Below are 21,093 nucleotides of genomic sequence, written 5' to 3' on the forward strand. Positions count from 1 at the left end.
GCCCCGCTTACGGGATCTCCACGTGCGCGCTCGCCAGCCGCACCTCGCGGGGGGCGTCCACGGTCACGGCGTCGGCCGACAGCTTCACCCGGCCCTCGGCCAGGAGCTCCAGCTTCGACTTGCCCGCCTTGAGCACGAGCCTCCGCGGCGCTTCCAGGACGATCTCCTCCGCCCTGCGCTCCCTCGTCTGGAGCGCGCCGAAGATCACCGCGTCGTCGCCGACCATCCCCACGAGGACGATGCCCTGCTCGGCGAGGCACCTGTCGGCGAGCTCGAGATCCACCTCGGGCAGCACCCCGACCTCGCGCGGCTCTCCGCCGAAGAGCGAGGCCTCGTACCGCCCCTCCGCGAGCTTCCTGAGCAGCTTCGCGAAATGGGCTCCGGGGCTGAGCGGCGCCGCCGCCTCCGCGCGGCGGCCGAGCTTCACCACCTTGCCCGGCCCGGCCTTGCGCGCGGCGCCCTTGTTCGGCGCAGGCCGCGCGCTCGCGCCCTGGTTCATGGTCCTCGTCGCCCTCATTTGACCTCCTCCCTCGTCGTCACGACGCTCGTCGAATCGCCCTTGAGCTTTCCCTTCACCGTGATCGACGCCGGCGTGATCGTGACCGTGACGCCGCCCGCCTTGAGCACGATCCTCGACTTCGCCTTGAAGGACACGTCGGCTCCCTTGGCCCGGATGGCCCCGCCCGCCTTGAGCTTCACGATGGGAGCCCCCACCGTGAAATCCGCGCCGGCGTGCGCCTTGTACAGCCCCGCGTAGGTCTCCGAGAGCACCGACGCGTTGATCGACACGCTCCTCGCGCTCACCGAGAGGGGCCCGCCGGCGGTCAACGTGCTCTGGCCGAGCACGCCGGTGGACGCCGTGATACCGCCGATCTCGGTCCACGTGCCGCCCACGGCGATGGTCGAGGCGCCGGTCACGTGGCGGTTCGTCCCCTGGATCGCGACGACGTTCTCCGCGGCCCCGACGATGCGGCTGACGGTGGCCGCCTTCATCTCGTAATCGCCCCCCACCGTGAGCTTCCGCGTCGCGCCCACGCTGACGCTCTCGCTCGCGGCGAAGATCCCGAGCGCGCCCGTCGTCGTCACGTCGCGATTGCCACCCACCGAGTACGTCTGGGCAGATTTCACCGCTGTCACCTGCTGCAAGGTCACCGTGCTCGTGTGGTTGCCCCCGACGACGTTCTCCTCGTCGGCCGTCACGCTGACGACCTTGTCGTTCTCTGTCCTCTCGTTCGCGTCCTTCGACGCCGCGAAGTGCATCCCCTCGTTGCCCGCGGCGTCGTCGAACCGGATCTGGTTCTGCTTCCCGCTCCCCCCGGTGCTCTGGGTCCCCCAGTTCGACCGCACCTTCTGCTTCGGCAGGCTCTCGGCGGGGGGCGCCTGCCCGTTGTCGAGGCGCCCGAGCGACAGCGGGGTATCCCCCGTCGGCGCAGGATCGTTCATGAACCCGACAAGCACCTCCCAGCCGACCCGCGGCAGGAAGAACCCACCGCTCAAGGGCGGCTGCATCGGCCGGACCCACGCGCTCGCCGTGTCGTCGTCCGGTGAGAGGCGATCCCAGCGGAAGCGCGCCTTGACCCGCCCCTGCGGGTCGGTGTGGATCTCCGCGCCCGGCGGCCCCATGATCGTCATCGTCTGGAGCCCGCCCAGCCCCTTCGCCGGCTGCCGCCTCGGCCGCACGGGTCGCGCCGCGGGGACCGCGGTGAACTCGGCCTCATAACGCAGATCGCCCGCGCCGTTCGCGGCGAAGTCGCGCCCCTGATGCCGCACCTCCAGGACGCGAAAGCGCCCGTTCTCATCGTCCCGCGGGGCGCCCTCGAGCTCCACGATATACCCCACAGCGACATGCCGGCAGGTCGTGCGCGCCCGGAGGATCACGCCTTCGGTCTGCTCCTCCTCCAGGAGGAGCCGCGCCCGCGAGGCGCCTGCCTCGGGCGAGCGATGGTGTCCAGGGTACGCGAAGCGCTGAAAGCGCTGCCCGCCCACCGACGCGGCCTGATCGACCGCGGGATGATCGGGATCGTAATCGGATACCGCCACGCCGTCGTGCGTCAGGCGGTGCAGCAGCCGCAGATCCGTGACCACCTCGCCCGTCGTCAGCCCTCCGTCGTGCGCCACCGTGACGCGCGCGCCGCCCGGGAGATCGTGGCAGGCCGAGTCGTCCTGGCCGAACACCACCACGTCTTCCGACTCCTGGTGCTCGACCCACAGCGATATCCCGTCCTCGGCAAGGATCCGCCGCACGAACGCGAGCACGGACTCGAAGGCCTGGACGCACTGGACCCGCGGCTCGGGTCGGGTCGCCACGCGGATGTCGAGGGCGAGGCCTGCCTCGCGCAGCAGCTCCTCGGCGATGGCGACCGAGTCCTGCTCCAGGAAGATACGGTGATCCGATCCGTCCTCGAGCGGCATGAGGCGCGGGACGATCGTCAGCAGCGCGCCTTGCCCCGAGCTCTCGATGACGTCGACGACCCCGTGAAACCTCCGCGGGACGTCGCGCAGCGCGTCCTTCGGCGTGATCTCCAGCGTCGCCTTCTTGCCGAGCAGCTCGTCGGGGACGAGCGCCTCGTCCCGCCCTGGAGCGACGCGCGCGAGGACACGCACGCTGCCGCCGACATGCGTCCGCTCGTGGGCATCGAACGACTGGACCGAGAGCGGCGGGGCCCCCTCGATGGTCAGATCGAACGCGGCCCTCACGGCCCCACCTTGACCTTGTCGTTCTTCTTGACCGTCGGCGCGTCGAGCTTGACGGTGGACGTCGACTTCATCGCCCCTGCGAGCCTCATCGTGCTCCCCCCCTTCGCGGTGAGCGTCGCAGCCTTGACGGAGATCGTGCTCGCCTCGAACACGACCTTGCCGCCGCCCTCGATCGACAGGACACCGCCCGCCTCGAGGGTCGCCCGGGCGCCCGCGTTGAAGGCCACCTTGGCGTTCGCGCTCTCGTTCGCCGCCCCGGCGGTGACGCTCTTTCGACCCATGGTCCCGTCGGCGTACGCGAGGCCGGCCGTGAAGCTGCGGGCGCCGCTCACGACCTCGGTCCGCGCGCCCGCCACCGACTGGTTGCTCCCGAGCCCCGCCGTGGTCGAGAGCGCCGCGCCGATGACCTGCGTGAACGCCCCCTGGATCTTCGCGTTGTACTCGTTGCAGCGCAGGCTGTAGAGGGCGCCTATCAGCTCGACGTAAGCGCCATCGACGGTCGTCTTGTAGGTGCCTGTCACGCCGATGTTCTCGCTGCCGCCGATGCTCTCCGAGCGCGCCCCCTTGACGACGATGTTCCCGTCGGCGCCCACGACGATGGACTGGTTGCCCCCGATCGTCGTCGTCTGGCTGCCGTCGACGAGGAGCTGTTGCCCTTTCTGCACGGTGTCCAGCCGGTTCGCCCCGACCTCGATCGCGTGAGCGCCGCCGACCGATACCGTCTGATCCCTCGTCGCGTGGACGAAGGTCTGCTCGCTCCCCCCGTCGTCGCCCATCCGGATCTCCTGCGTCGTCCCGTCGCTCGGCGAGGTGGCCGATTGCAGCGTGCTCGTCGCGCGCCTGTCGGGCAGCCCGTAGGGCGGCGCGGCCCCGCCGTTGTAGACGCGCCCGAGGACGAAGGGCCGGTCCGGATCGCCGTTCTCGTAGATGACCGGGACCTCCCATCCGACGCGGGGCAGCATCTGCGGCGTCGTGAGGTTCATCTGAAGCGCCCGGACCCAGCGTGAGCTCTTGTCGTCGCCCACGCCCGAGCGATCCCAGAAGAAGCGCACCTTGATGCGACCGAGATCGTCGACGTGGATCTCGTCCCCCGCAGGGCCGGTGACGATCGCGCTCTCGATCCCTGCCACGATCGGCCGTGAGCGCGGTATCCCGGGCCGGTACGGCGCGTCCGGGGCGAAGGGGACGAGGGTGGCGCGATTGCGGTACGGCGTGCCCCGGGGCTGCTCCCGTGAGGCTTGCTCGAGCTCGTGCTCCACCGCGGTGATCAGGAACCTGCCCGAGAAGCAGGCGTCCGCGGCGCCGGTGATCTGCACGACCCGTCCGGCGCGGAGGCGCGCATTGCCGCTCTCGCCCACGAGCGTCGAGCGATGGCGGCGGAGCTGCTCGAGGCGGACCTTGGCCCGCGCGGTCGCCGCCGTCGGCATCATGAGGTTCGAGGGATACTCGAAGACCTCCAGCGCGCCTTCGCCTGCCTCGCCGTCCACGGGCACGCCGGGGTTCTGCACGTTGATGTCGCGCAGGCTCGCCCTTGTCGAGGTGATGGACCAGCTTCGCCGCAGGGCATGGAAGGCGAACGCCATCGAGCTCATGCCGCTCGCGTCCTCGAACGGCACGACGGGGCTCGGCCCTTCGATCCCTTCATGGGAGCTCGGGTGATCGCCGAAGACGAGGAGCGGAGCGTCGTCCTCTCGATCGAGCCAGTGGTTGATGCCTTCGTCGGCGAGCAGGCGCGCGATGAACGCCCACTCGCTCTCTCCGTACTGCACCGTGTAGTCCCGCTTCGCGTACTGCCCGGCGAGGCGCCACTTCACCTGGGCGGCGGGGATGCCCGCGCGGAGCAGGAGCTCGGCCACGATCTCCTGGGTGGTCTTGTCCTGGAAGATCGCGTGGCTCACGCGCAGGGCGAGGCGCTCGGCCGCGGGCCCGAGCGTGATGTGATAGCGGTCGCTGCCGCGAAAGTGGCCGCCGTGGGAGGCCTCGAGCGCGATCAGGTGGAACGTCGTCGTGTGTCCGCTCGCGTCGGCCAGCCCGAGGGTCGCGTCCTTGTCGACGAGCGCCGCCGGGTCGAGGTGCGGGTCGGGGTGCAGGATATCGACGACGAAGGCGCCGAGCTCGTTCATGGCTTCACGCCCGCGGACCCGTACGATCTCCGCGCCCTCGAGCCCATCGAGCCGGAGCTCTGCCTGGTTGATCACGGGCGCTCCTCCGGCGGTGGGAAGACGAACGGAGACACGGTGAGCGCGGGCAGGGGCGCGAGCGGGCCCGACATCGCCGCTTCGGCCAGGGCGACGAGCTCGGGCTCGGCCTCGACCAGCCGCCCGCGCCAGAGGCGCGCGAGGCGCAGCTCGTCACCCCGGGTGAGCCCCGCGCGGCGGGCGAGCTCGCCCGGATCGTCGGCCTCGAGCGCGTGGCGTTGAAACGTCATCCAGGCGCCGAAGTCCCGGTCGAGCGGGTCGACGGCCCGCGCCCAGAGCGAGAGCGCTCGGCCGATGACGTCCTCGTACAGCGCGTCGAAGCCGCCGTCCTCGCCCCCGAGCGCGTCGGCCACACGTTCGCTCCAGAGCTCCTCGGCCCGCGCGAACGCTCGTCGCGGCACGCCGAGCCATTCCAGCACGGCGGGGACGGGGAGCCCGTCGAGCTGCGCCGCTTCCACGACGAGGTAGTGCGCGATGGAGACCCCCTCGATGGGAGCGCGGAGCGCTCCGGGGATCCGCCCGTCAGCGGGCAGGGAGAGCAGGAGGGCGTCACGCGTCGACATCGAGCCGCGCCTCCCGGAGCATCGTGTCGCCCCTGCCGAGCGGGACGACGCGCCGGAACGTGAGCTCGACGCGCGCCGTGTCGGGCTCGAGGACGGCCGTGTCGAGCGCGAGGGGCAGGGACACCGCCCGCCCCGTCGCCCGGCGGAGGTGCGCGACGATCGCGAGCTCGGGAATGGTCACGTCGAACAGCCCCTCGGGACACAGCCCGTGGGTGGCGATGACGTCGCCCGCCGCGAGCGGCCGATCCAGCTGCAAACCGGGATGAGCGACGTGATAGAAGCGTCGATCGAAGTCGAGCGGCGGCAGCGGCATGCGCTCGCGCTGCCAGGCCGCGTCCATCGTCCCCGACAGCGCGCGCCGCGGCAGCCACCACATCGCGATGGCGCCGAATCCGGCCGGAGGCGTCGCGTCCGTGCCCGTGACGGGGTGAGCGGGATCCTCGACGCACGGGGCCGGGGATCCATCGAGCTCCGAGGTCGATCGGTGGGCGCCGCGCCCCACGGGGTTGTGCCACTCCACGACGGTGCCGTCCTTCGATGTCCCTCCGTACGCACGCTCGTAGGTGATCGCGGCGCGCTCGAACGGCGCTGCCGGGGAGATCTTGATGCCGAGGCCGCTCTTGTAGAAGACCCGCTCGCCGTGCACGGTGAGCGACATCGAGCGGCCCGGCGCGCGAACGGCGACGTCGAGGCTGCTGACGGCCTTCGAGGAGACCGCGCTGCCGACGATCACGACGTCTGCCCCCGGCTTCTCGCAGCAGACGTCGCTGGGATAGCGAATGCTCGACTCACGGCCGTCCCGGACGGCCGCCTCGTCCGTCGGCACGTCATTCAGGCGAAGGGGAGCCTGCTCGTCCAGGAGCACGAGCGTGGGACCGCGCCTGGCGAAGGTGGCCTTGGCCAGGAGGATGACGACGTCGACACCCCGCTCATCGTGCAGGGGCACGGCCAGAGCAGCGACCGGTGTGGCGTTCGCAAACATTCCGTGCCTCCTCGGAACGTATCGGAATGCAGGGCATGGCATCAAGAATCGAGAGAGTGAATCCAGCTCGGCCAATGGCCTGAGCGAGCCATCCGGGGCGCATCAGTCCGCGCGAGGGAACGTCACTTGTGCTATTTCAGCACAGATCATGATCTCGCTCGCCGCGATAGAGCTGCTCGTCGCCACTGTCGAGACCGGTAGCTTCTCGCGCGCCGCGCGCCGGCTCGGCGTCACGCCGTCCGCGGTGAGCCGGCGCGTGATGCGCCTCGAGCAGGAGCTCGGCGTGGCGCTCCTGGCGCGCACGACGCGCTCGCTCCGCCTGACGGACGACGGGCAGGCCTTCTACGCGCGCTGCGTCCGCATCGTCGAGGAGCTCGGGGAGGCGACCGAGGCGATCGCGCGCGCGAGCAAGAAGCCGGTGGGGCTCCTGCGCGTCGACGCGCCGGTGGCGCTCGGACGGGGCGTGATCGCGCCGAGCCTGCCGCGCTTCGCGGCGCGCTACCCCGACGTGCGGGTCAACCTGACGCTGCGCGATCAGCACGTCGACCCCGTGGCCGAGGGGCTCGACCTGCTCGTGCGCATCGGCCCGCTCGGCGACTCGAGCCTCGTCGCGCGCCGGCTCGGCGCGAGCCGCATCGTCCACTGCGCGGCGCCGTCGTACATCGCGCGGCGCGGCGCGCCCGCGACGCCGGCCGATCTCTCGGGCCACGACTGCGTCGGGTACCTGCGCGACGGGCGGCCCACAGCGTTCCGCTTCCTGACCGGAGACGGCGACGCCGTGCTCGAGGTGCCCATCTCCGGGCCGTTCCACGCGAACGACGTGGATGTCCTGAGGCACCTCGCGATCGCCGGGAGCGGGATCATCGCGATGTTCGACTTCCTGGCGAAGGACGCGCTGGCCGAGGGGACGCTCGTGACCGTGCTCGACGAGTTCCCGACGACGACCTGGCCGATTCACGCGCTGTACCCGAAGAACCGGCACCTCTTGCCGAAGGTGCGCGTGTTCGTCGATTTTCTCGCGGAGATCTTCGCTCCACCCTCGCCCCAGCGCCGGGGAGAGCGCCGGCGGAGCGGGCGACGTTGAGCGCCCCCTCGCGGGGGCCGTCAGCGCTGTCAGAACTGGTAGAGCCCGCCCGCCTCGACGGCCAAGCCCGTGCGGTCGGCGTCATGCTGCACTGCGGCCGCCGGATCGAGCTTGTGGCGCGTGAGCAACAGGGAAGGCTCGAGCACGATCGAGAGCCCCTTCAGGGGCGCGAAGGCATACCCCGCGCGCAGGGTCACGTTGCGCTCGATGCCGGGACCATTGGCGCCAACGCGCGCGGGAGCGGTCGCCGGCGTGCCGCCCGCCGCGGGGGTTCCGGGCGTGTAGCCGAGCTGCATCTCCTCCGTGCTGAGCACCATCGCGGTCCCTGCGACGAGGTGCAAAGAGTGCTTGTCGAACGTGACCTTCCCCGACACCCAGCCGCCCACCTCGGCGACGTCGTCCGTGCGATAGCCCTGCCCGAGCGTCAGGAGGCCCAGGTTGGCGAGGTTCTTCCCGCCGTACGCTTCGGCCCGCACGTTCAGAGCACCGCTCGTGATCTCGCCGAACAGGTTGCCGCCGAGCGCCAGCCGCCCCTCTTCGGTCGGCAAGTTCGCGTCGAAGGCGAGCCGCGTCCCGATCACCGAGGCGCCCACCCACGCGGTCTTCTCGGCGCGATAGCTCGCGCGCAGCGAGACGGTCGGCGTGCGCGAGTACTCGACGTTGTTGAGGATGGCCGTGACGTTCTGGCTGACCAGACCGAGCGCGGCGCCCACCTCGAGGCTGCCGACGTTCGCCAGGTACATGAACTGGTGGCGCATGAAGCCCGAGTTTCCGGACTGAAACATCCCACCCACGAGGTTGTACGTGTGCGTGTTCAGCGGCGAGAACAGATCCCAGGTCTGGCCGAGCGTGAGCTTGTGCCCGTCGGCGGGAGTCCAATCCAGGAACGCCTGACGCACGCGAAGGCTCATCCCCTGGGCCGGAGAGGACTTGCCGAAATCGATGAAATCGAGCTCGACCTGCCCCTTCACGGGCGAGCCCTCCCCGACGGCCACGCCAACACGCGTCTGCTGCGCCTGAAAGGTGAGGCCCACGGCGTCCGGATCGGCGAGGAACAGCGGGTTCACCGCGGCCGTCGGGGCGGAGTAGTTCGGGTTGCCGAAGGACTCAAGGCCGTTCCCCACGACGACCGTGGGCTTGAGGATCCCGTAGACACGCACGAGAGGCTTGTCATCGGCCTTCTTCTGCTCGACCGGCGGCGGAGGAGGAGCAGGAGGGGGCGCCTCCACGGGCGCCGGCGCGGCCGCGCCGGGCGCGGCCTGCTGAGCCGGCTCCGCCGGCTGCGCGTTGCTCGTGGCCGGCGCAGCGATCCCGGCCAGCGAGAGAGTGACGACAAGGGTTGCGCTGGGCGTCTTCCAAGTGCTCATGATCAATCTCCTACGGCGGTGAATCGGACACGCGGGTTCACGTTCCGACATCCACGAGGGCCGCATCGGCGCCGCCGTCGACCACGCCACTTGTCATGTTGGTGTTCACGTGGGTCTCCCGAGAGCATGGTCCGCGCAAAGCGATTTCAATACGCCGACAATCTTATCGTGGGCTGTGAATGGCGGGACACCCTACTACCGAATCCGTCGGGCTGCCAAAAAATATGCCCCAAATCAACGGGGATCCCCGCGGCGAGCGCTCGACGCGGGGGCGCGCGCTGGAGCGCGTGGACGCCGACAGATAAAGATCAATCCGGATCGTAACTTCCCGCCAGCCGTGGGGGTCAACCCGAGGACTAGACCGTGCCCTCCGGGGCGCGCTGGCGGAGCGCGTCCTCCAGCGCGCGCTCGAACACCGCGCGCGACGGATGGACGGTCAGCTTCCGGATGGCGGTATTCGCGATCTGAACCCCGAAGATGACCACCCTGGATTGGAGCAGGAAGTGAGCTCCCTCGACCGCATGGAGGACGGAAATCGTCGCCGCGGTCAGCCGCGTGCGCGTCACGTGCTCGTAATCGGTCATCGCCTCCCAGTCATTGAAGACCAGCACTCGGCCCTCCGCGGCCACCCGCCGCAACATCACCTCCTCGATCGCCGCGGCGCCCGCCTCCACCAGCACGCCGGTGACACACGTGACCATCAGCGCCGGCGCGGGACACCAGATCTTTACCGTGCCCTCGCTGCACCAGTGGGTCTGAAGCGGGCGGGCAGGGAGCGGGACCATACAGCTGGCGGGTAGACTGGGCCGCGGGCGACCCTTCGTCGAGGACCTCGTCGCACGATCTGCATCCAGAGGAGGAGCAGCGCAACGGGCCAGGATCTCTGCGCTGTTGTGTTGTGAGAAGCCCGACCATCACGCGAAGTGAAACATTCAATTCGGGCGGCCGAAAAGAACCTGTGCAGTTCTCCTGTTACAGCGACGGATCTTTATGCTGCCCGGGGCCGAGCCCCGCCCCGCCTGCGGGCGGCGCGCGCTCCGGGCAGCCTGCCCCTTCAGGGCTTCGCGGCGCCCGCCATGAACGCGGCGAACGCCTCGGCGTACTCTGGATGCCAGCGCGACAGCGCAGGTCGGTTCCGGATCAGGTCGTCGGCCGCCCACTGCACGCGGCGCTCGTCCATCTCGCGCGTCACCGCGTTGTCGGGACAGAGCAGATAGAAGTCGCCGCGGGCCATGCCGCCGATCATCCGATCCACCACCTGATCGGCGGTCCATGCCTCCGCGGGCTTCTCCGGGCCTCGCGCGGTCATCCCCGTGAACGTGTAGCCCGGGATCAGCAGGTGGGCGGTGATCTTGCAGCCCGCCACGTTGCGCAGCTCGTGGGCGAGCTGCTCTGTCAGCACCTTCACGCCGGCCTTCGAGACGTTGTAGGCAGCGTCGCCGGGCGGGGTGGTGATGCCCTGCTTCGAGCCCGTGTTGACGATGGCGCAGGGGGTGCCCTGCGCGATCATCGCCTCGGTGAACGCCTGCACGCCGTGGATCACGCCCCACAGATTGACCTCGATGAGCCGCCGCCAGCGATCGATGTCCTTCCAGGGTTTGCCGCCGCCGCCGACTCCGGCGTTGTTCATCAGGACCGCCACCTCGCCGAACGCGTCGTAGGCGGCCTGCTTCAACCGATGCACGTCCTCGAGCCTGGCGACGTCGGTCGGCACCGCGCGCACGTCGGCCTGGCCGCCGGGCGCGGCGGCGGCGACGCGGGCGGCGGCCTCGTGAAGCGCCGGTCCGTCCAGGTCGGCGAGACAGACCTTCAGGCCCATGCGCGCGAAGCGCTCGGCGGCCGCGAGGCCGATGCCGCTGGCGGCGCCGGTCACGACGGCGGCGCGGCCAGGTGTCAATGCGGGATGGTCATTCACAGCAGATCTCCGTCATGCGTTGCCGTCATGCGTTGATCGCGCGCCGCCTCTGGCGCGGCGATCGGGGCGAGCATAGTGGGCGCCGGCGGGTAGGGCCACGACCATCCAGCGTGAAGTGGCCACCTCCACGGATGGCTTGCATGTCACCGCAGCCGCTCCTACCATGCGCGCTGGCCGACAGGCGCGCGCGCCGCGAGGCCGCCTCAGCCCGCCGCCCATCCGATCATCAGTCGACTGACGGCGAGGATCACCAGCAGGCTGACCGCGAAGCAGCCGAGTCCCGGGCGCTTGCCGCTATCGCCTGCTCCCGCCACCTTCAGGCCCACCGCGCCAGGAGGATCCGGGCACTTTTTTTTTACGGTGGGCACCCGCTTCCACCGCGCGGGCGCGGCCTCGCCTTCGAGCAGCGCCACCGGGGGCGTGCGCTTCACGATCGCCATCGCGCGCGCCGCCCGGCTCTCCGGAGCACCCCGCCTCGACGCGCGGATCGCCGCCTCGGGCAGCCCGAACACCTCGCCGGAGCCGTACGTCCCCGCGAGGCCCTCGAGCACGCGAAGGTGCCAGTCGGCGGGGATCGCCGCGGGCAGCGCCTCGATCGCCGCCTCCGGGATCGGCGGGAACCACACGGCGAAGTGCTGGACCTGCCTTCCGGTCCAGTCCTTCCGCGCCGGATCGAGGAACCGCGTCGCCACGTAGGGAAACACGAGAGGGCCTCTCGGCCCGGGCTCGTCGATCTCGAGCAGGCCATAACGGAGCTCTCCGGCGCCCGCGTCGGCGTCGCCGATCATGGCCTCGAGCGCCGTGAGCCAGGCGGGGAGCGCCGGGTGCTCGGGCACGCAGATGAACTCGTAATCCCAGTGCTCGCCGCGCGTCCTCCAGAGGAGGCGCGAGGTCTCGACGACGGGCGCTGGCGCGGGCGCGAGCATGGCTGTCCTACTGGTTCTGGTGGTAGGCCCGCGCCCCCTCGTCGTTGCGCAGGGCCGCGGCCATCGCGCTCAGGACCGCCGTGAACGCGTCGCCCCTCCGGATCGCGCCCTCGCGGGTCTTCTGGAGCCTGTCGAGCCGCGTTGTCGCGAAGTCCTTGATCGAGACGAACCGCAGGATCTTGCTCACGATCTGGTATCGCTTCGGGAGGAAGTCGTCGAGCGAGTCGACGAACGTGACCAGATCGCGCAGGCCCTGGAAGAACGTCTCTCCGGCCGACCTCTCCTTCCGCGTGGCCTGCGCCTCGCGGACCGCGCCCTCGACGGTGCTCACGAGGACCGCGGGCGCGAGCGTGCGCACGCCGAGCGAGGTGCCCGGGTCGACCGGCGCGTCGGCGTCGGCCGGCGCGGCGACCGACGAGAGCAGCATGAAGCGGTGGCCGAACGCGCGCTCGGCGCGGAGCACGGCGCAGAGCTTCGCGAGCTGATCGTCGGCGTCGCGGCAGACCTCGCGCTCGAAGTCGCTCGCGCTGTACTCCGGCGGGAACAGGTCGGCCTTGCTGAGGGCGAGGATCCACTCGCGCGGGAAGCTCACCTCGTCCCCCGTGGCGGCGCTCGTCCGGCGCAGCCGGTCGCACTCGTCGGCGAAGTGCTCGAAGAGCCACCGGATGTAGCCGGTCCCCTCGCTCCGGTACTTCGCGCCGTCCGCAAGGAGGATGCCGACGTGGCTCATGCCGAGCTTGAGCAGGCCCTGGCGCATCGCCTCCCGCTCTTCCGCGTCGATCGGCTCGTCCTCCCACCAGCGCCCGGGGTAGTCGTACCAGTGGATGCGGACCGCCGCGTCCGGCAGGTCCCTCGGGAAGAAGTCGAACTCGTACGCGTCGAAGCGCGTGCTGCCGTCGGGGAACCTGCCCTCTTCGAGGCGGTAGAAGCGCCCGAGGAGCTGGTTGCCCTGCGCCTTGTTGACCGCCTGGATCTTGTACGCGTGCTCCTGCTGAAACGAGGGCTGCGTCTGCGCCCGGTAGAAGGCCGCCAGGAGGACCGTCTTGCCTGCGCCGGAGGCGCCGAACAGGGCGACGTGCAGATCGAGCGGCGGCATGACTACTCCTTCTCCCGCACCTCGACCTCGATCTGCTTCACGCTCGATCCGCCCCGCGTGTCGTGGACGACCGCCCACAGCGACACGCGTCCCGGCTTCGAGGGCGGCGTCCAGGTGGTCCCGTGGCGCTCGCCGGGACCCGTCACCGCGTCGCTCACGAGGCGTCTCGCCCCGTCGAATCCGCCCCCGTCCGTGTAGTAGTCGACCCAGATCGCCTCGTGCGCGGGCGGCCCCCCGAGCCCCGCGGCCTCCACGTCCACGTCGGCGGCGTCGGGCGGCACGATCACGTCGATGTCGTAGGTCGTGCAGTCGTCGGCGTCCGGCTCTGCCGGGCCGCATCCCTGCGCCTTCGTTTCCGGCTGGATGCACGGTTCCACGACGGGCAGGCCGCTCTCGCCGAGCGCGACCTCCTTGTCGTCCAGCTTCAGCGTGAAGCCGTCGATGGGCGGGTTCGTGTTGGTTCGTTGATCCGAATCCTGGAACACGAACACCTGCGTGTAGCCCACGACGAAGCTGTCCGGACCGAGCACCTTACCGTCCTCGTCGACGCACTCCAGTGGAATCTCGATGCCGCCGGCCAGCGCCGCGGATATCGCCGCGGACATCGCCGCGAGCGGGTCATCGACTGCCAGCATCGCCTCCAGCGCTGCGGACAGCGCCGGAGTCGGCCGCATCTTGCCGGCGCACACGGCGAACAACACGTAGGCCGACGAGTACTTCGTTCCGGCCGCCGTGGTTCCTGCGTCCTCCCGCCTGAGGATGTCGCCGGACAGCGTCCACGTAAACGACGCTGCGTTGGGCTTGCCGCTCAGCTCCGATTCGAGCTCCTGGCGCTTGAAGAGAGCGGTCTGCTCCTCCTGGCCGCCATTGCCGTCGCCGTTGCCTCCGTCGCCATCGTTGCCTCCGTCGCCATCGTTGGCACCGCCGCCGCCGTCGGCGCTGCCGCCGTTACCGCCGCCGCCGTCGGCGCTGCCGCCGTTGCCGCCGCCGCCGTTGTTGGCGCCGCCGCCGCCGTCGGCGCTGCCGCCGTTGCCGCCGCCGCCGTTGTTGGCGCCGCCGCCGCCGTCGGCGCTGCCACCGTTACCGCCGCCGCCGTCGGCGCTGCCGCCGTTGCCGCCGCCGCCGTTACCGCTGCTGCCGCTGCCGCTGCCGGCACCTTCTCCTCCCCGCGGCGGGGCCATTGCCGCCATGTAGGTTCCTATCCACTGCCCGAGGCACCCGATCTGCGCGTCCACGCCGACAGGCGGGTTCACGCAGCCCCCGATCCACATGACCTCGACGTTCCGCGGGTCGCCGTTGGCGTCGCCCAGCGCGTCGGCGTACGTCATCTGGAACGTCACGGGCGTGCCCCGCGCCGGGTACGGCTTGTCCGCCGTCACGGCCAGGATGCGGAGCCCCTCCACCTCGGACGACGGAGCCAGGTCGCTCCCCGAGCAGCAGGGGATGCCGAGGGCCAGGGTCGAGAGCGCGGCGAGCAGCGCGCGGCGAGAGGGCAGTCGGGTCCGTTTCATCAGAAGTCTCCTCGCAGCCCGAGCGTGGGCAGGAAGGGGAGCCCCGTCACGTACTCCCGCTTCGTGAAGTTGAAGTTGTAGCTGATGCCCTCCGCAGCCTGGTGGTTGTAGACGTTCTGCACATCCAGGTAGAGCCCGAGCTGCCACCTCTTGAATCGCCACGTCTTGTCGACGCGGACGTCGAGCTGATGGAACAGCGGCATCCTCTCGCTGTAGTCGCCCCCGAGCGGGAAGGGCGAGTACTTGCCCGAGGAAGCATGGTAGATCGCGTTCACCCGGTTCGGATCACACCCCTTCTGCTCCGGATCGCAGACATAGGGTGTCTCCAGGTTGCCCGACACGAGGCGGAAGCGCGCGCCGACCTCCCAGCCCCGGCCGAGCTGCAGGTTCCCGAGCACGGTCAGCACGTGCGTCTGGTCCCATGGCGTGGGGTGCTCCTCCTCGCCGGGGCCGTCCGTGCGCACCGACCGCGAGAGCGTGTACGCCGCCCAGCCGAAGAAGCGGTCGTCTGGCTTGTACTTCAGGAGCACCTCGCCGCCCACCGCGTACCCGGTGCCGTCGTTGGCATATCCGTCCTTCTCGGCCGAGAAGACGACCTGCCGATCGAGCTGCTTGTAGAACCCGTCCACCGTCACGTCGATCTGCGGCGTGATCTCCTGCTCCACCCCGAGGCCGTAGTGGATGGATCGGTTCGACTTGATATCCGGGTTTCCGAACGGCTCGACGCTCTCCTGGAACTGGGGCGCCTGGTAGTAGAGGCCCACGCCGCCCTTCGCCGTCGTCCGCGGGAAGCCGCTCCGGATGTCGTAGCGCGCGTTGATCCGCGGGCTCACGTCGAGCGTGCGCGTGTCGAGCGCGTAGTCGACGCGCACCCCGGGGACGATCCGCGCGCGCTGCGAGGGGACCACCTCGAACTCGGCGTAGGCGGCCGGCCGGGAGTACGGGCCGTCGAACGACTGGTCCTGCGCGGGGAGCGTCGAGAACGGCTGGTTCGACGGGTGGCCTGCAGGCACCCTCGTCGGCGCGTGGAGCTTGACCGTCGCGATGCCGCTCGTCAGGTCGGTGCCGACGTTCATCGTGAGGAACCTGGCGAACCGGTGCGAGTACTCCAGCCGCAGGTCGAGCGAGGCCGTGGTGATGTTGAAGGAGAGGGGAGCGACCCCGAAGTCGAAGACGTCCCTGCCGAGGGCCAGCGACCAGAGGATCCTGTCCCGGTTCCCCAGGCGGTTCTCGTAGCTGACCTGGAAGCGCTGGAAGGCGGTGTGCAGCCCGAAGTCGCCCGTCAGCGCCGGCTCGTCCTCCGGCGGCTTGTCCAGGGTGATCTTGAAGGCGTCGTCCGATCCGTAGAAGCTCGCGCGCACCCGCTCGCTGGCGGAGGGGCGGCCCTCGAGGACGAACTGGTAGTCGTAGTAGACGGGCGCCTGCGTCACGCTGGAGCCCGCCTCCTTGAGCACGGGCCCGAGCCACGCGTCGACCCAGCTCCGCCGGCCCGCCGCGATGAACTTCCAGTCCTTGAGGTACGGGACGGGCCCCTCGAGGAGCACGCGCCCGTCGATGAGATCGAGCTGGACGACGCCGTGGTACTTGCCGTCCTGCTTCGGCGAGCGGAGCCCGACGTCGACGATGCCGCCCATGGCGCGGCCGTACACGGCGCTGAAATTGCCCGGGTAGAAGTCGATCTTCTCGAGCATCTCGGTCGGCACGACCGAGGAGAGGCCGCCGAAGTGGTAGATGATCGGCACCGGGGTGCGATCGATGAACGTGAGCGTGTCCTGCGGCGCGGACCCGCGCACGATGAGCAGCCCGAACCCGCTGCGCGCGACGCCGGGCAGGCTCTGCAGCGAGCGCAGCGCGTCGCCGCCGGTCCCCGGGATGCGGTCGATCTCGCGGCGCTCGAGCGTCCTCCGGGTCACCTCGCGCGGCGGGCGCTCGCCCTGCACGGTCACCTCGATGCCCTGCGGCGCGCCGTCCTTGGGCTTCGCGAGCGAGATGCGGTAGCGCACCTCGATCGCCTCGCCCTCCGCGATGTCCTCGTCGGCCGTGAACGGCTCGAACCCCGCGGCGGCGACCTCGACGCGGTACTTGCCGGGAGCGAGGTTCTTGAAGCGGAACTTGCCGCGCTGGTCGGTCTTCACGTCCTCGCGGCCGCCGTCGGGCCGGAGGAGGCTGACCGCGATGTCCGGGAGCCCCTCGCCGGTGCTCGCGGACAGGACGGTCCCGACGACCGTCTCGACGTCGGCGGGCGGCGCCGGCGCCGCGGTGCCTTCGGGCTTGGGGGTGAGCGTGAACCCGTACCGGTAGAGGATGCGCGCCGGCGCCGGCGTGCCGTCCGGGCGCCGCGCCGGCTCGAACACGAGGCCGGGCGCGGCCGCGAGCGCGGCCTCGTCGAAGCCGTGTCCGCCCGGCGTCTGGACCTCGGCCTTGGTGACGCGCCCGGTCTTGTCGATGTCGAGCTTGAGGATGACGCTCCCCTCGACGCCCGCGCGCTGGGCCTCTTCCGGATACACGGGCGGGGCGTACGTGATCAGCTTCGGCGGGCTGACGGCGGCGGGCTGCGCCGGCTGGGCCGTGCCCGGCAGGGGGACGACGACCGCGCCGGCTCCGCCGCGAGGAACGGAGGCCCCGCCCACGTCTCCCTCAGGCGGAGGCTCGTCGGCGGGCTGCGCGCGCGCTGCGCTGGTGGTCACCGCGACCGCGAGCAGCAGCGCTTCCGAGACAGCGAGGCGCATCGCAGAGGGCGCTTTGAAAGAACGCATGTGCCTGGCGCTCTCGCACATCGAGGACGAGGGGAGAAGCGGGAATGGGTGGCCAGGATTGTGCTCGGGTGGCCTGTTCGGGGCGCCTCGACGCCGGAGGCACGGAGGCCGATCAGCCCCCGACTTCGGCCACGAACCGGCTCACGTCGTCGGCGTCGCCCACGAGCAGCAGCGTGTCGCCATCCCGGATCACGTAGTCCGGTGTGGGCGCCTCGAGCCGCGGCTTGTCGCCCGGCTGCTTGCTCGTGTGCGGCCGCACGCCGAGCACGTTGATCCGGTACCGCTGCCGGATCTTCGAGCCGGCGAGCGTCTGCCCGACGAGCGGGCCGTGCGCGTTCCAGGGCACCACGCGGTAGTGGCTGGCCAGGTCGAGCAGATCCTGGGCGAGCGGCATGGTGATGTCGGCGCCGACGCGGCGGCCCATCTCGGTCTCGATCTGGATCACGCGGGTGGCGCCCACGGCGCGCAGGATGTCGGCCTGGCGATCGGTGGCGGCGCGGGCGATCACCTCGCGCACGCGCATCCGGACCAGGGAGGCCACGCAGAGCACCGACGGCTCGAAGTGCTCGCCGAACGTCACGATGGCGGTCTCGGCGTACTGAGCGCCGATCCCCTCGAGCACCTTGTGCACCGTCGCGTCGCCGACGAAGGCGGCCGAGGTCTTGTCCTTCACCGCGTCGACCGCCTCGGGGTTGTTGTCGACCGCGATGACCTCCGCCCCGGCCTTCCACAGGGTCTCGACGATCGACGTACCGAACCGGCCGAGCCCGATGACGAGGACGCTCTTCGATCTCATGGTCCGGTATCGCGCGCCGCCTCCTGGCGGCGCGGCGCCGCGAACGTCTCACGGATCCGGGGCAAGCGCCACTGATCCGCGGGCCGGGCGGCGGCGCCGGGGCCGGGCCGCCGCCCGGCCGCGCGCTCACCCGATGCCGACGCGCTCCTCCGGCAGCCGGTAGCTCCGCGCCCTCGCCTGGTTGGCGAGCGCCAGCGCCAGCGTCAGCGGCCCGATGCGGCCGATGAACATCGCCAGCGTGATGACCACCTTCCCCGGCGCGCTCAGCGACGGCGTGAGGTTCGCCGACAGCCCGACCGTGGCGAACGCGCTGACCGTCTCCAGCGCGAGGCCCATCGGGTCGTGCGGCTCCAGGGCGAGCATGATCAGCAAGAACCCCGAGACGAGCACCACGCTGAGGAACGCGACCCCCAGGGCGCGGCGCGCCGTGGCCGCCGGGAGGGTCCGGCCGAGGAGGCGTGGCGCCTCCTCGCCGCGCAGCTCGGCGCGCAGCGTCGCGAACAGCGCGGCGACGGTCGTGACCTTGACCCCGCCCGCGGTCGAGCCCGGCGAGCCGCCGATGAACATCAGCATGCAGGTGAGCATCCACGTCGCCGGGCCCATGAGGCCCAGATCGATCGTGTTGAAGCCCGCCGTCCGCGTCATGGCCGACTGGAAGAAGCTCGCCAGCACCGTCACGGGCCACGACAGGTCCCCCATCGATCGGCGCCGCTCCAGCAGCAGGAAGCCCGCGGCCCCGGCGACGAGAAGCACGGCGGTCGTGAGCAGGACGACCCGGCTGTGCAGCGACAACCGCGGCGGCCGCTCGCCGCGGAGCCGGAGCCTGAGCCGGCGCAGGAGCTCGTCGTGCACCGGGAAGCCGAGGCCCCCCAGGATCACGAGCGCCATCACCACGCCGCAGACCGCGGGCGAGCCGACCAGCGGGACGAGCCCCCCGCTGAACAGCGAGAAGCCCGCGTTACAGAACGCGCTGACCGCATGGAAGACGGCCGCCCAGAGGTGATCGCCGGCGCCGGAGAGGGGCTCCCCGGCGACGGGCCCGGAGGCGATCTCGTGGTGGGGCAGGAAGCTGAGCAGCAGGGCGAGCGCGCCCGCCGCCTCGATGCCGAGCGTGAACAGGACGATCGCGGCGATGTTGCGGCGGAGGCGGGCGAACGACTCGGCGTCGATCATCTCGGCCATCACGGCCGCGTCGCGGAGCCTGAGCCTCCTGCCGGCGAGGATGGCGAAGAACGTCGAGAGCACCATGATCCCGAGCCCGCCGATCTGGATCAGGAGGAGCAGGACGGCCTGGCCGAACGGCGTGTACGTCTCGGCGACGTTGTGCACGGCGAGCCCGGTCACGCACACCGCGCTCGCGGACATGAACAGGCCGTCGATGAACGAGGCGTCGGCGATGTTCTTGAGCGACTGCGGCAGGGTGAGCAGGAAGCTGCCGATCAGCGTGGCGACCCCGAACGACACGGCCATGAGCCGCGCCGGGTGCTCCGCGGCGGTGGCGAGGAGCCGCTCGAGCGGCCGGCGCCCGAGCAGCCCGCCGATGGCCAGGAGGAACGCGAGCACGGTGTACGCGCGGTAGAGCACGACGCCGCGGTTCCCCGGGTCGTCGGCCGGCTGCCAGACGAGGAGCCACTTCTCGCCGATGCACACGAGCAGCAGGCTGAACGCGAGCAGGAACAGCGCGAGCCGAGGCCGCCTGGCCTCGATCCTCGCGCCCGCGAGCGCCCTGCGCAGGCGCTCCAGCGAGACCACGGCCGCGACCCACGCAGGAACGAGCAGCGTCTCCAGCGCGGTGAGCGCCATCGAGGCGCGCGGGGTGATCGCAAACGCCAGGTCGATCCCCAGGAGGACGGCGCTGCCGACCAGCAGCGGCGCCGGCCGCATCCACGCGGCGCGCGGCCGGGGCGCGACCGCGGCCGCGCTGGCGGCCGCGGAGGGCGGCGGCGGCACGGACTGCGCGACCAGCGAGGCGACCGTCAGCGAGGGCTCCGCGCGATCGCCGCGATTGCCGGGCAGGTCGGCGCGCGGCGCGCGCGGCCAGGACGAGGGGGGAGGTGATGGATCCACGCGCAGCATTCACGCCGCCGCGCTGGAGGATGTCAACGTCCGCTCCGGCCGCGCGGCGAGCGGTCCGGCGCCGGGCGGGCGCGCCGATCAGGCGGCGAGGATCAGCGCGGCGAGGAAGGCCGCGTACATCACCAGCAGCGCGGCGCCCTCCGCGCGGCGGAGCACCCGCTCGGTCCGCATCGCGATCGCCGCGAACACCGTCACCCCGCCGAGGGCGGCGAGATCGACGGCCATGCCGGCTGGAGAGCCCGCGAGCGGCCGCGCCAGGGCGGCGGCGCCGAGGATGATCAGCACGTTGAAGATGTTCGAGCCGACCACGTTGCCGACGGCGATGTCCGAGTGCCCGCGCGCGGCCGCGATCATGCTGGTCGCCAGCTCCGGGAGCGAGGTGCCCACCGCGACGATGGTCAGCCCGACCAGCCGCTCGCTCATGCCCACGCCGAGCGCCACGCCCACGGCGCCGCTCACGAACACCTTGCCGCCGAAGATCAGGAGGCCGAGGCCCACCGCCGTGATCAGCGCGAGGCGCCGCTTGCCGCGGCCCGCGGGGGCGCCGGCCCGCTCGGCGTCGATCTCCATCTCGCGGGCGGCCGCGAACGCGCCGCGCTCGTCCGGGGACGGCGGCGACGGGCGCGCCACGGCCGCGGCGCCTCCCGGCGCGCCCCTGCGGGCGCTCTGGATGACCCACGCCGTGTACCCGACCGACGCCGCGCACAGGAGCGCTCCCTCGAGGCGGCTTATCACGCCGTCGAGGAGCAGGAGCGGCACCACGGCCGCCGTGCCCACGAGCACCGGGATCTCGCGCCATATCAGGCCGCCCTCCACGCGGGGCGGGCAGATGAGCGCGGTCAACCCCAGGATGAGGCCGAGGTTGGCGACGTTCGAGCCGACCGCGTTGCCGAGCGCGATGGCGCCCCGATCCTCGAGCACGGCCGCGAGGCTTACGGTCAGCTCCGGGGCCGAGGTGCCATAAGCGACCACGGTGAGCCCGACGACGAGCGGCCGCAGCCCGAACGCCAGCGCCAGGCCAGACGAGCCTTTGACCAGCCACTCGGCGCCGAGATAGAGGAAGAGCCCGCCCAGGAGGAGCTGCGTGGCGTGGAGGAGCACGGGGACGCATTATCATCCGGCGCCG

16 protein-coding genes are annotated in these 21,093 nt (G+C 71.2%); 1 reads left to right on the forward strand and 15 read right to left on the reverse strand.

Features of this window, described 5'->3' with window-relative positions; translation table 11 throughout:
* Positions 1–7 precede the first annotated feature (7 nt).
* The 5 genes from WMF11_RS18065 to WMF11_RS18085 are packed head-to-tail and all read right to left on the reverse strand — an operon-like array spanning position 8 to position 6,404.
* A complete protein-coding gene (locus tag WMF11_RS18065) occupies positions 8–517 on the reverse strand; it encodes a hypothetical protein (RefSeq protein WP_437978333.1) in 510 nt (169 codons plus the stop codon).
* Positions 514–2,697, reverse strand: coding sequence for a type VI secretion system Vgr family protein (locus WMF11_RS18070; RefSeq protein WP_437978334.1), 2,184 nt, complete (start codon positions 2,695–2,697; stop codon positions 514–516). The genes WMF11_RS18065 and WMF11_RS18070 overlap by 4 nt, the downstream gene beginning before the upstream one ends.
* A complete protein-coding gene (locus WMF11_RS18075) occupies positions 2,694–4,895 on the reverse strand; it encodes a type VI secretion system Vgr family protein (protein ID WP_437978335.1) in 2,202 nt (733 codons plus the stop codon). Before WMF11_RS18075 ends, WMF11_RS18070 begins: the two co-directional genes overlap by 4 nt.
* On the reverse strand, positions 4,892–5,458 hold the full coding sequence (locus WMF11_RS18080) for a hypothetical protein (RefSeq protein WP_437978336.1): 567 nt from the start codon (positions 5,456–5,458) through the stop codon (positions 4,892–4,894). Before WMF11_RS18080 ends, WMF11_RS18075 begins: the two co-directional genes overlap by 4 nt.
* Positions 5,445–6,404 (reverse strand): DUF2169 family type VI secretion system accessory protein, encoded by a 960-nt coding sequence (locus WMF11_RS18085; protein ID WP_437909634.1) that lies wholly within the window; start codon positions 6,402–6,404, stop codon positions 5,445–5,447. The genes WMF11_RS18080 and WMF11_RS18085 overlap by 14 nt, the downstream gene beginning before the upstream one ends.
* 184 nt (positions 6,405–6,588) lie before the next feature.
* On the opposite strand from WMF11_RS18085, the gene WMF11_RS18090 reads away from it, so the two are divergent.
* A complete protein-coding gene (locus tag WMF11_RS18090; RefSeq protein WP_437978337.1) occupies positions 6,589–7,524 on the forward strand; it encodes a LysR family transcriptional regulator in 936 nt (311 codons plus the stop codon).
* A 29-nt stretch (positions 7,525–7,553) separates the two neighbouring features.
* On the opposite strand, the gene WMF11_RS18095 is transcribed toward WMF11_RS18090, so the two are convergent.
* From WMF11_RS18095 to WMF11_RS18140, 10 genes are all read right to left on the reverse strand, one after another.
* The gene (locus WMF11_RS18095; protein WP_437978338.1) at positions 7,554–8,891 is read right to left on the reverse strand and encodes a hypothetical protein; all 1,338 of its coding nucleotides are present in this window, start codon (positions 8,889–8,891) and stop codon (positions 7,554–7,556) included.
* 356 nt (positions 8,892–9,247) lie between these two features.
* Entirely contained in the window at positions 9,248–9,676 is a 429-nt protein-coding gene (locus tag WMF11_RS18100) for a hypothetical protein (RefSeq protein ID WP_437978339.1), read from the reverse strand.
* 269 nt (positions 9,677–9,945) lie between these two features.
* Entirely contained in the window at positions 9,946–10,806 is an 861-nt protein-coding gene (locus tag WMF11_RS18105) for an SDR family NAD(P)-dependent oxidoreductase (protein WP_437978340.1), read from the reverse strand.
* Positions 10,807–11,009: 203 nt separating this feature from the next.
* On the reverse strand, positions 11,010–11,732 hold the full coding sequence (locus WMF11_RS18110; protein WP_437978341.1) for a hypothetical protein: 723 nt from the start codon (positions 11,730–11,732) through the stop codon (positions 11,010–11,012).
* A gap of 7 nt (positions 11,733–11,739) precedes the next feature.
* Positions 11,740–12,828, reverse strand: coding sequence for a TRAFAC clade GTPase domain-containing protein (locus tag WMF11_RS18115; RefSeq protein WP_437978342.1), 1,089 nt, complete (start codon positions 12,826–12,828; stop codon positions 11,740–11,742).
* A gap of 2 nt (positions 12,829–12,830) precedes the next feature.
* The gene (locus tag WMF11_RS18120; protein ID WP_437978343.1) at positions 12,831–14,339 is read right to left on the reverse strand and encodes a hypothetical protein; all 1,509 of its coding nucleotides are present in this window, start codon (positions 14,337–14,339) and stop codon (positions 12,831–12,833) included.
* Positions 14,339–17,095, reverse strand: a complete 2,757-nt coding sequence (locus WMF11_RS18125; RefSeq protein WP_437978344.1) for a TonB-dependent receptor domain-containing protein — start codon at positions 17,093–17,095, stop codon at positions 14,339–14,341. The genes WMF11_RS18120 and WMF11_RS18125 overlap by 1 nt, the downstream gene beginning before the upstream one ends.
* A 112-nt stretch (positions 17,096–17,207) precedes the next feature.
* Complete coding sequence (locus WMF11_RS18130) at positions 17,208–17,891, reverse strand: potassium channel family protein (RefSeq protein WP_437909643.1); 684 nt, start codon at positions 17,889–17,891, stop codon at positions 17,208–17,210.
* Between the two features lie 126 nt (positions 17,892–18,017).
* Positions 18,018–19,967, reverse strand: coding sequence for a TrkH family potassium uptake protein (locus WMF11_RS18135; RefSeq protein ID WP_437978345.1), 1,950 nt, complete (start codon positions 19,965–19,967; stop codon positions 18,018–18,020).
* Between the two features lie 78 nt (positions 19,968–20,045).
* Positions 20,046–21,068: a calcium/sodium antiporter gene (locus WMF11_RS18140; protein ID WP_437909645.1), complete on the reverse strand. Its 1,023-nt coding sequence runs from the start codon at positions 21,066–21,068 to the stop codon at positions 20,046–20,048.
* Positions 21,069–21,093 lie beyond the last annotated feature (25 nt).

Source organism: Sorangium sp. So ce295, assembly GCF_051527405.1.
Taxonomy (GTDB): Bacteria; Myxococcota_A; Polyangia; order Polyangiales; family Polyangiaceae; genus Sorangium; species Sorangium cellulosum_B.

Excerpts from the sequence above, each read along its gene's own strand:
- WMF11_RS18065 (WP_437978333.1), bottom strand. The coding sequence starts at position 517 with ATGAGGGCGACGAGGACCATGAACCAGGGCGCGAGCGCGCGGCCTGCG.
- WMF11_RS18080 (WP_437978336.1), bottom strand. The coding sequence starts at position 5,458 with ATGTCGACGCGTGACGCCCTCCTGCTCTCCCTGCCCGCTGACGGGCGG.
- WMF11_RS18090 (WP_437978337.1), top strand. The coding sequence starts at position 6,589 with ATGATCTCGCTCGCCGCGATAGAGCTGCTCGTCGCCACTGTCGAGACC.
- WMF11_RS18095 (WP_437978338.1), bottom strand. The coding sequence starts at position 8,891 with ATGAGCACTTGGAAGACGCCCAGCGCAACCCTTGTCGTCACTCTCTCG.
- WMF11_RS18100 (WP_437978339.1), bottom strand. The coding sequence starts at position 9,676 with ATGGTCCCGCTCCCTGCCCGCCCGCTTCAGACCCACTGGTGCAGCGAG.
- WMF11_RS18110 (WP_437978341.1), bottom strand. The coding sequence starts at position 11,732 with ATGCTCGCGCCCGCGCCAGCGCCCGTCGTCGAGACCTCGCGCCTCCTC.
- WMF11_RS18115 (WP_437978342.1), bottom strand. The coding sequence starts at position 12,828 with ATGCCGCCGCTCGATCTGCACGTCGCCCTGTTCGGCGCCTCCGGCGCA.
- WMF11_RS18120 (WP_437978343.1), bottom strand. The coding sequence starts at position 14,339 with ATGAAACGGACCCGACTGCCCTCTCGCCGCGCGCTGCTCGCCGCGCTC.
- WMF11_RS18125 (WP_437978344.1), bottom strand. The coding sequence starts at position 17,095 with ATGCGTTCTTTCAAAGCGCCCTCTGCGATGCGCCTCGCTGTCTCGGAA.
- WMF11_RS18130 (WP_437909643.1), bottom strand. The coding sequence starts at position 17,891 with ATGAGATCGAAGAGCGTCCTCGTCATCGGGCTCGGCCGGTTCGGTACG.
- WMF11_RS18135 (WP_437978345.1), bottom strand. The coding sequence starts at position 19,967 with ATGCTGCGCGTGGATCCATCACCTCCCCCCTCGTCCTGGCCGCGCGCG.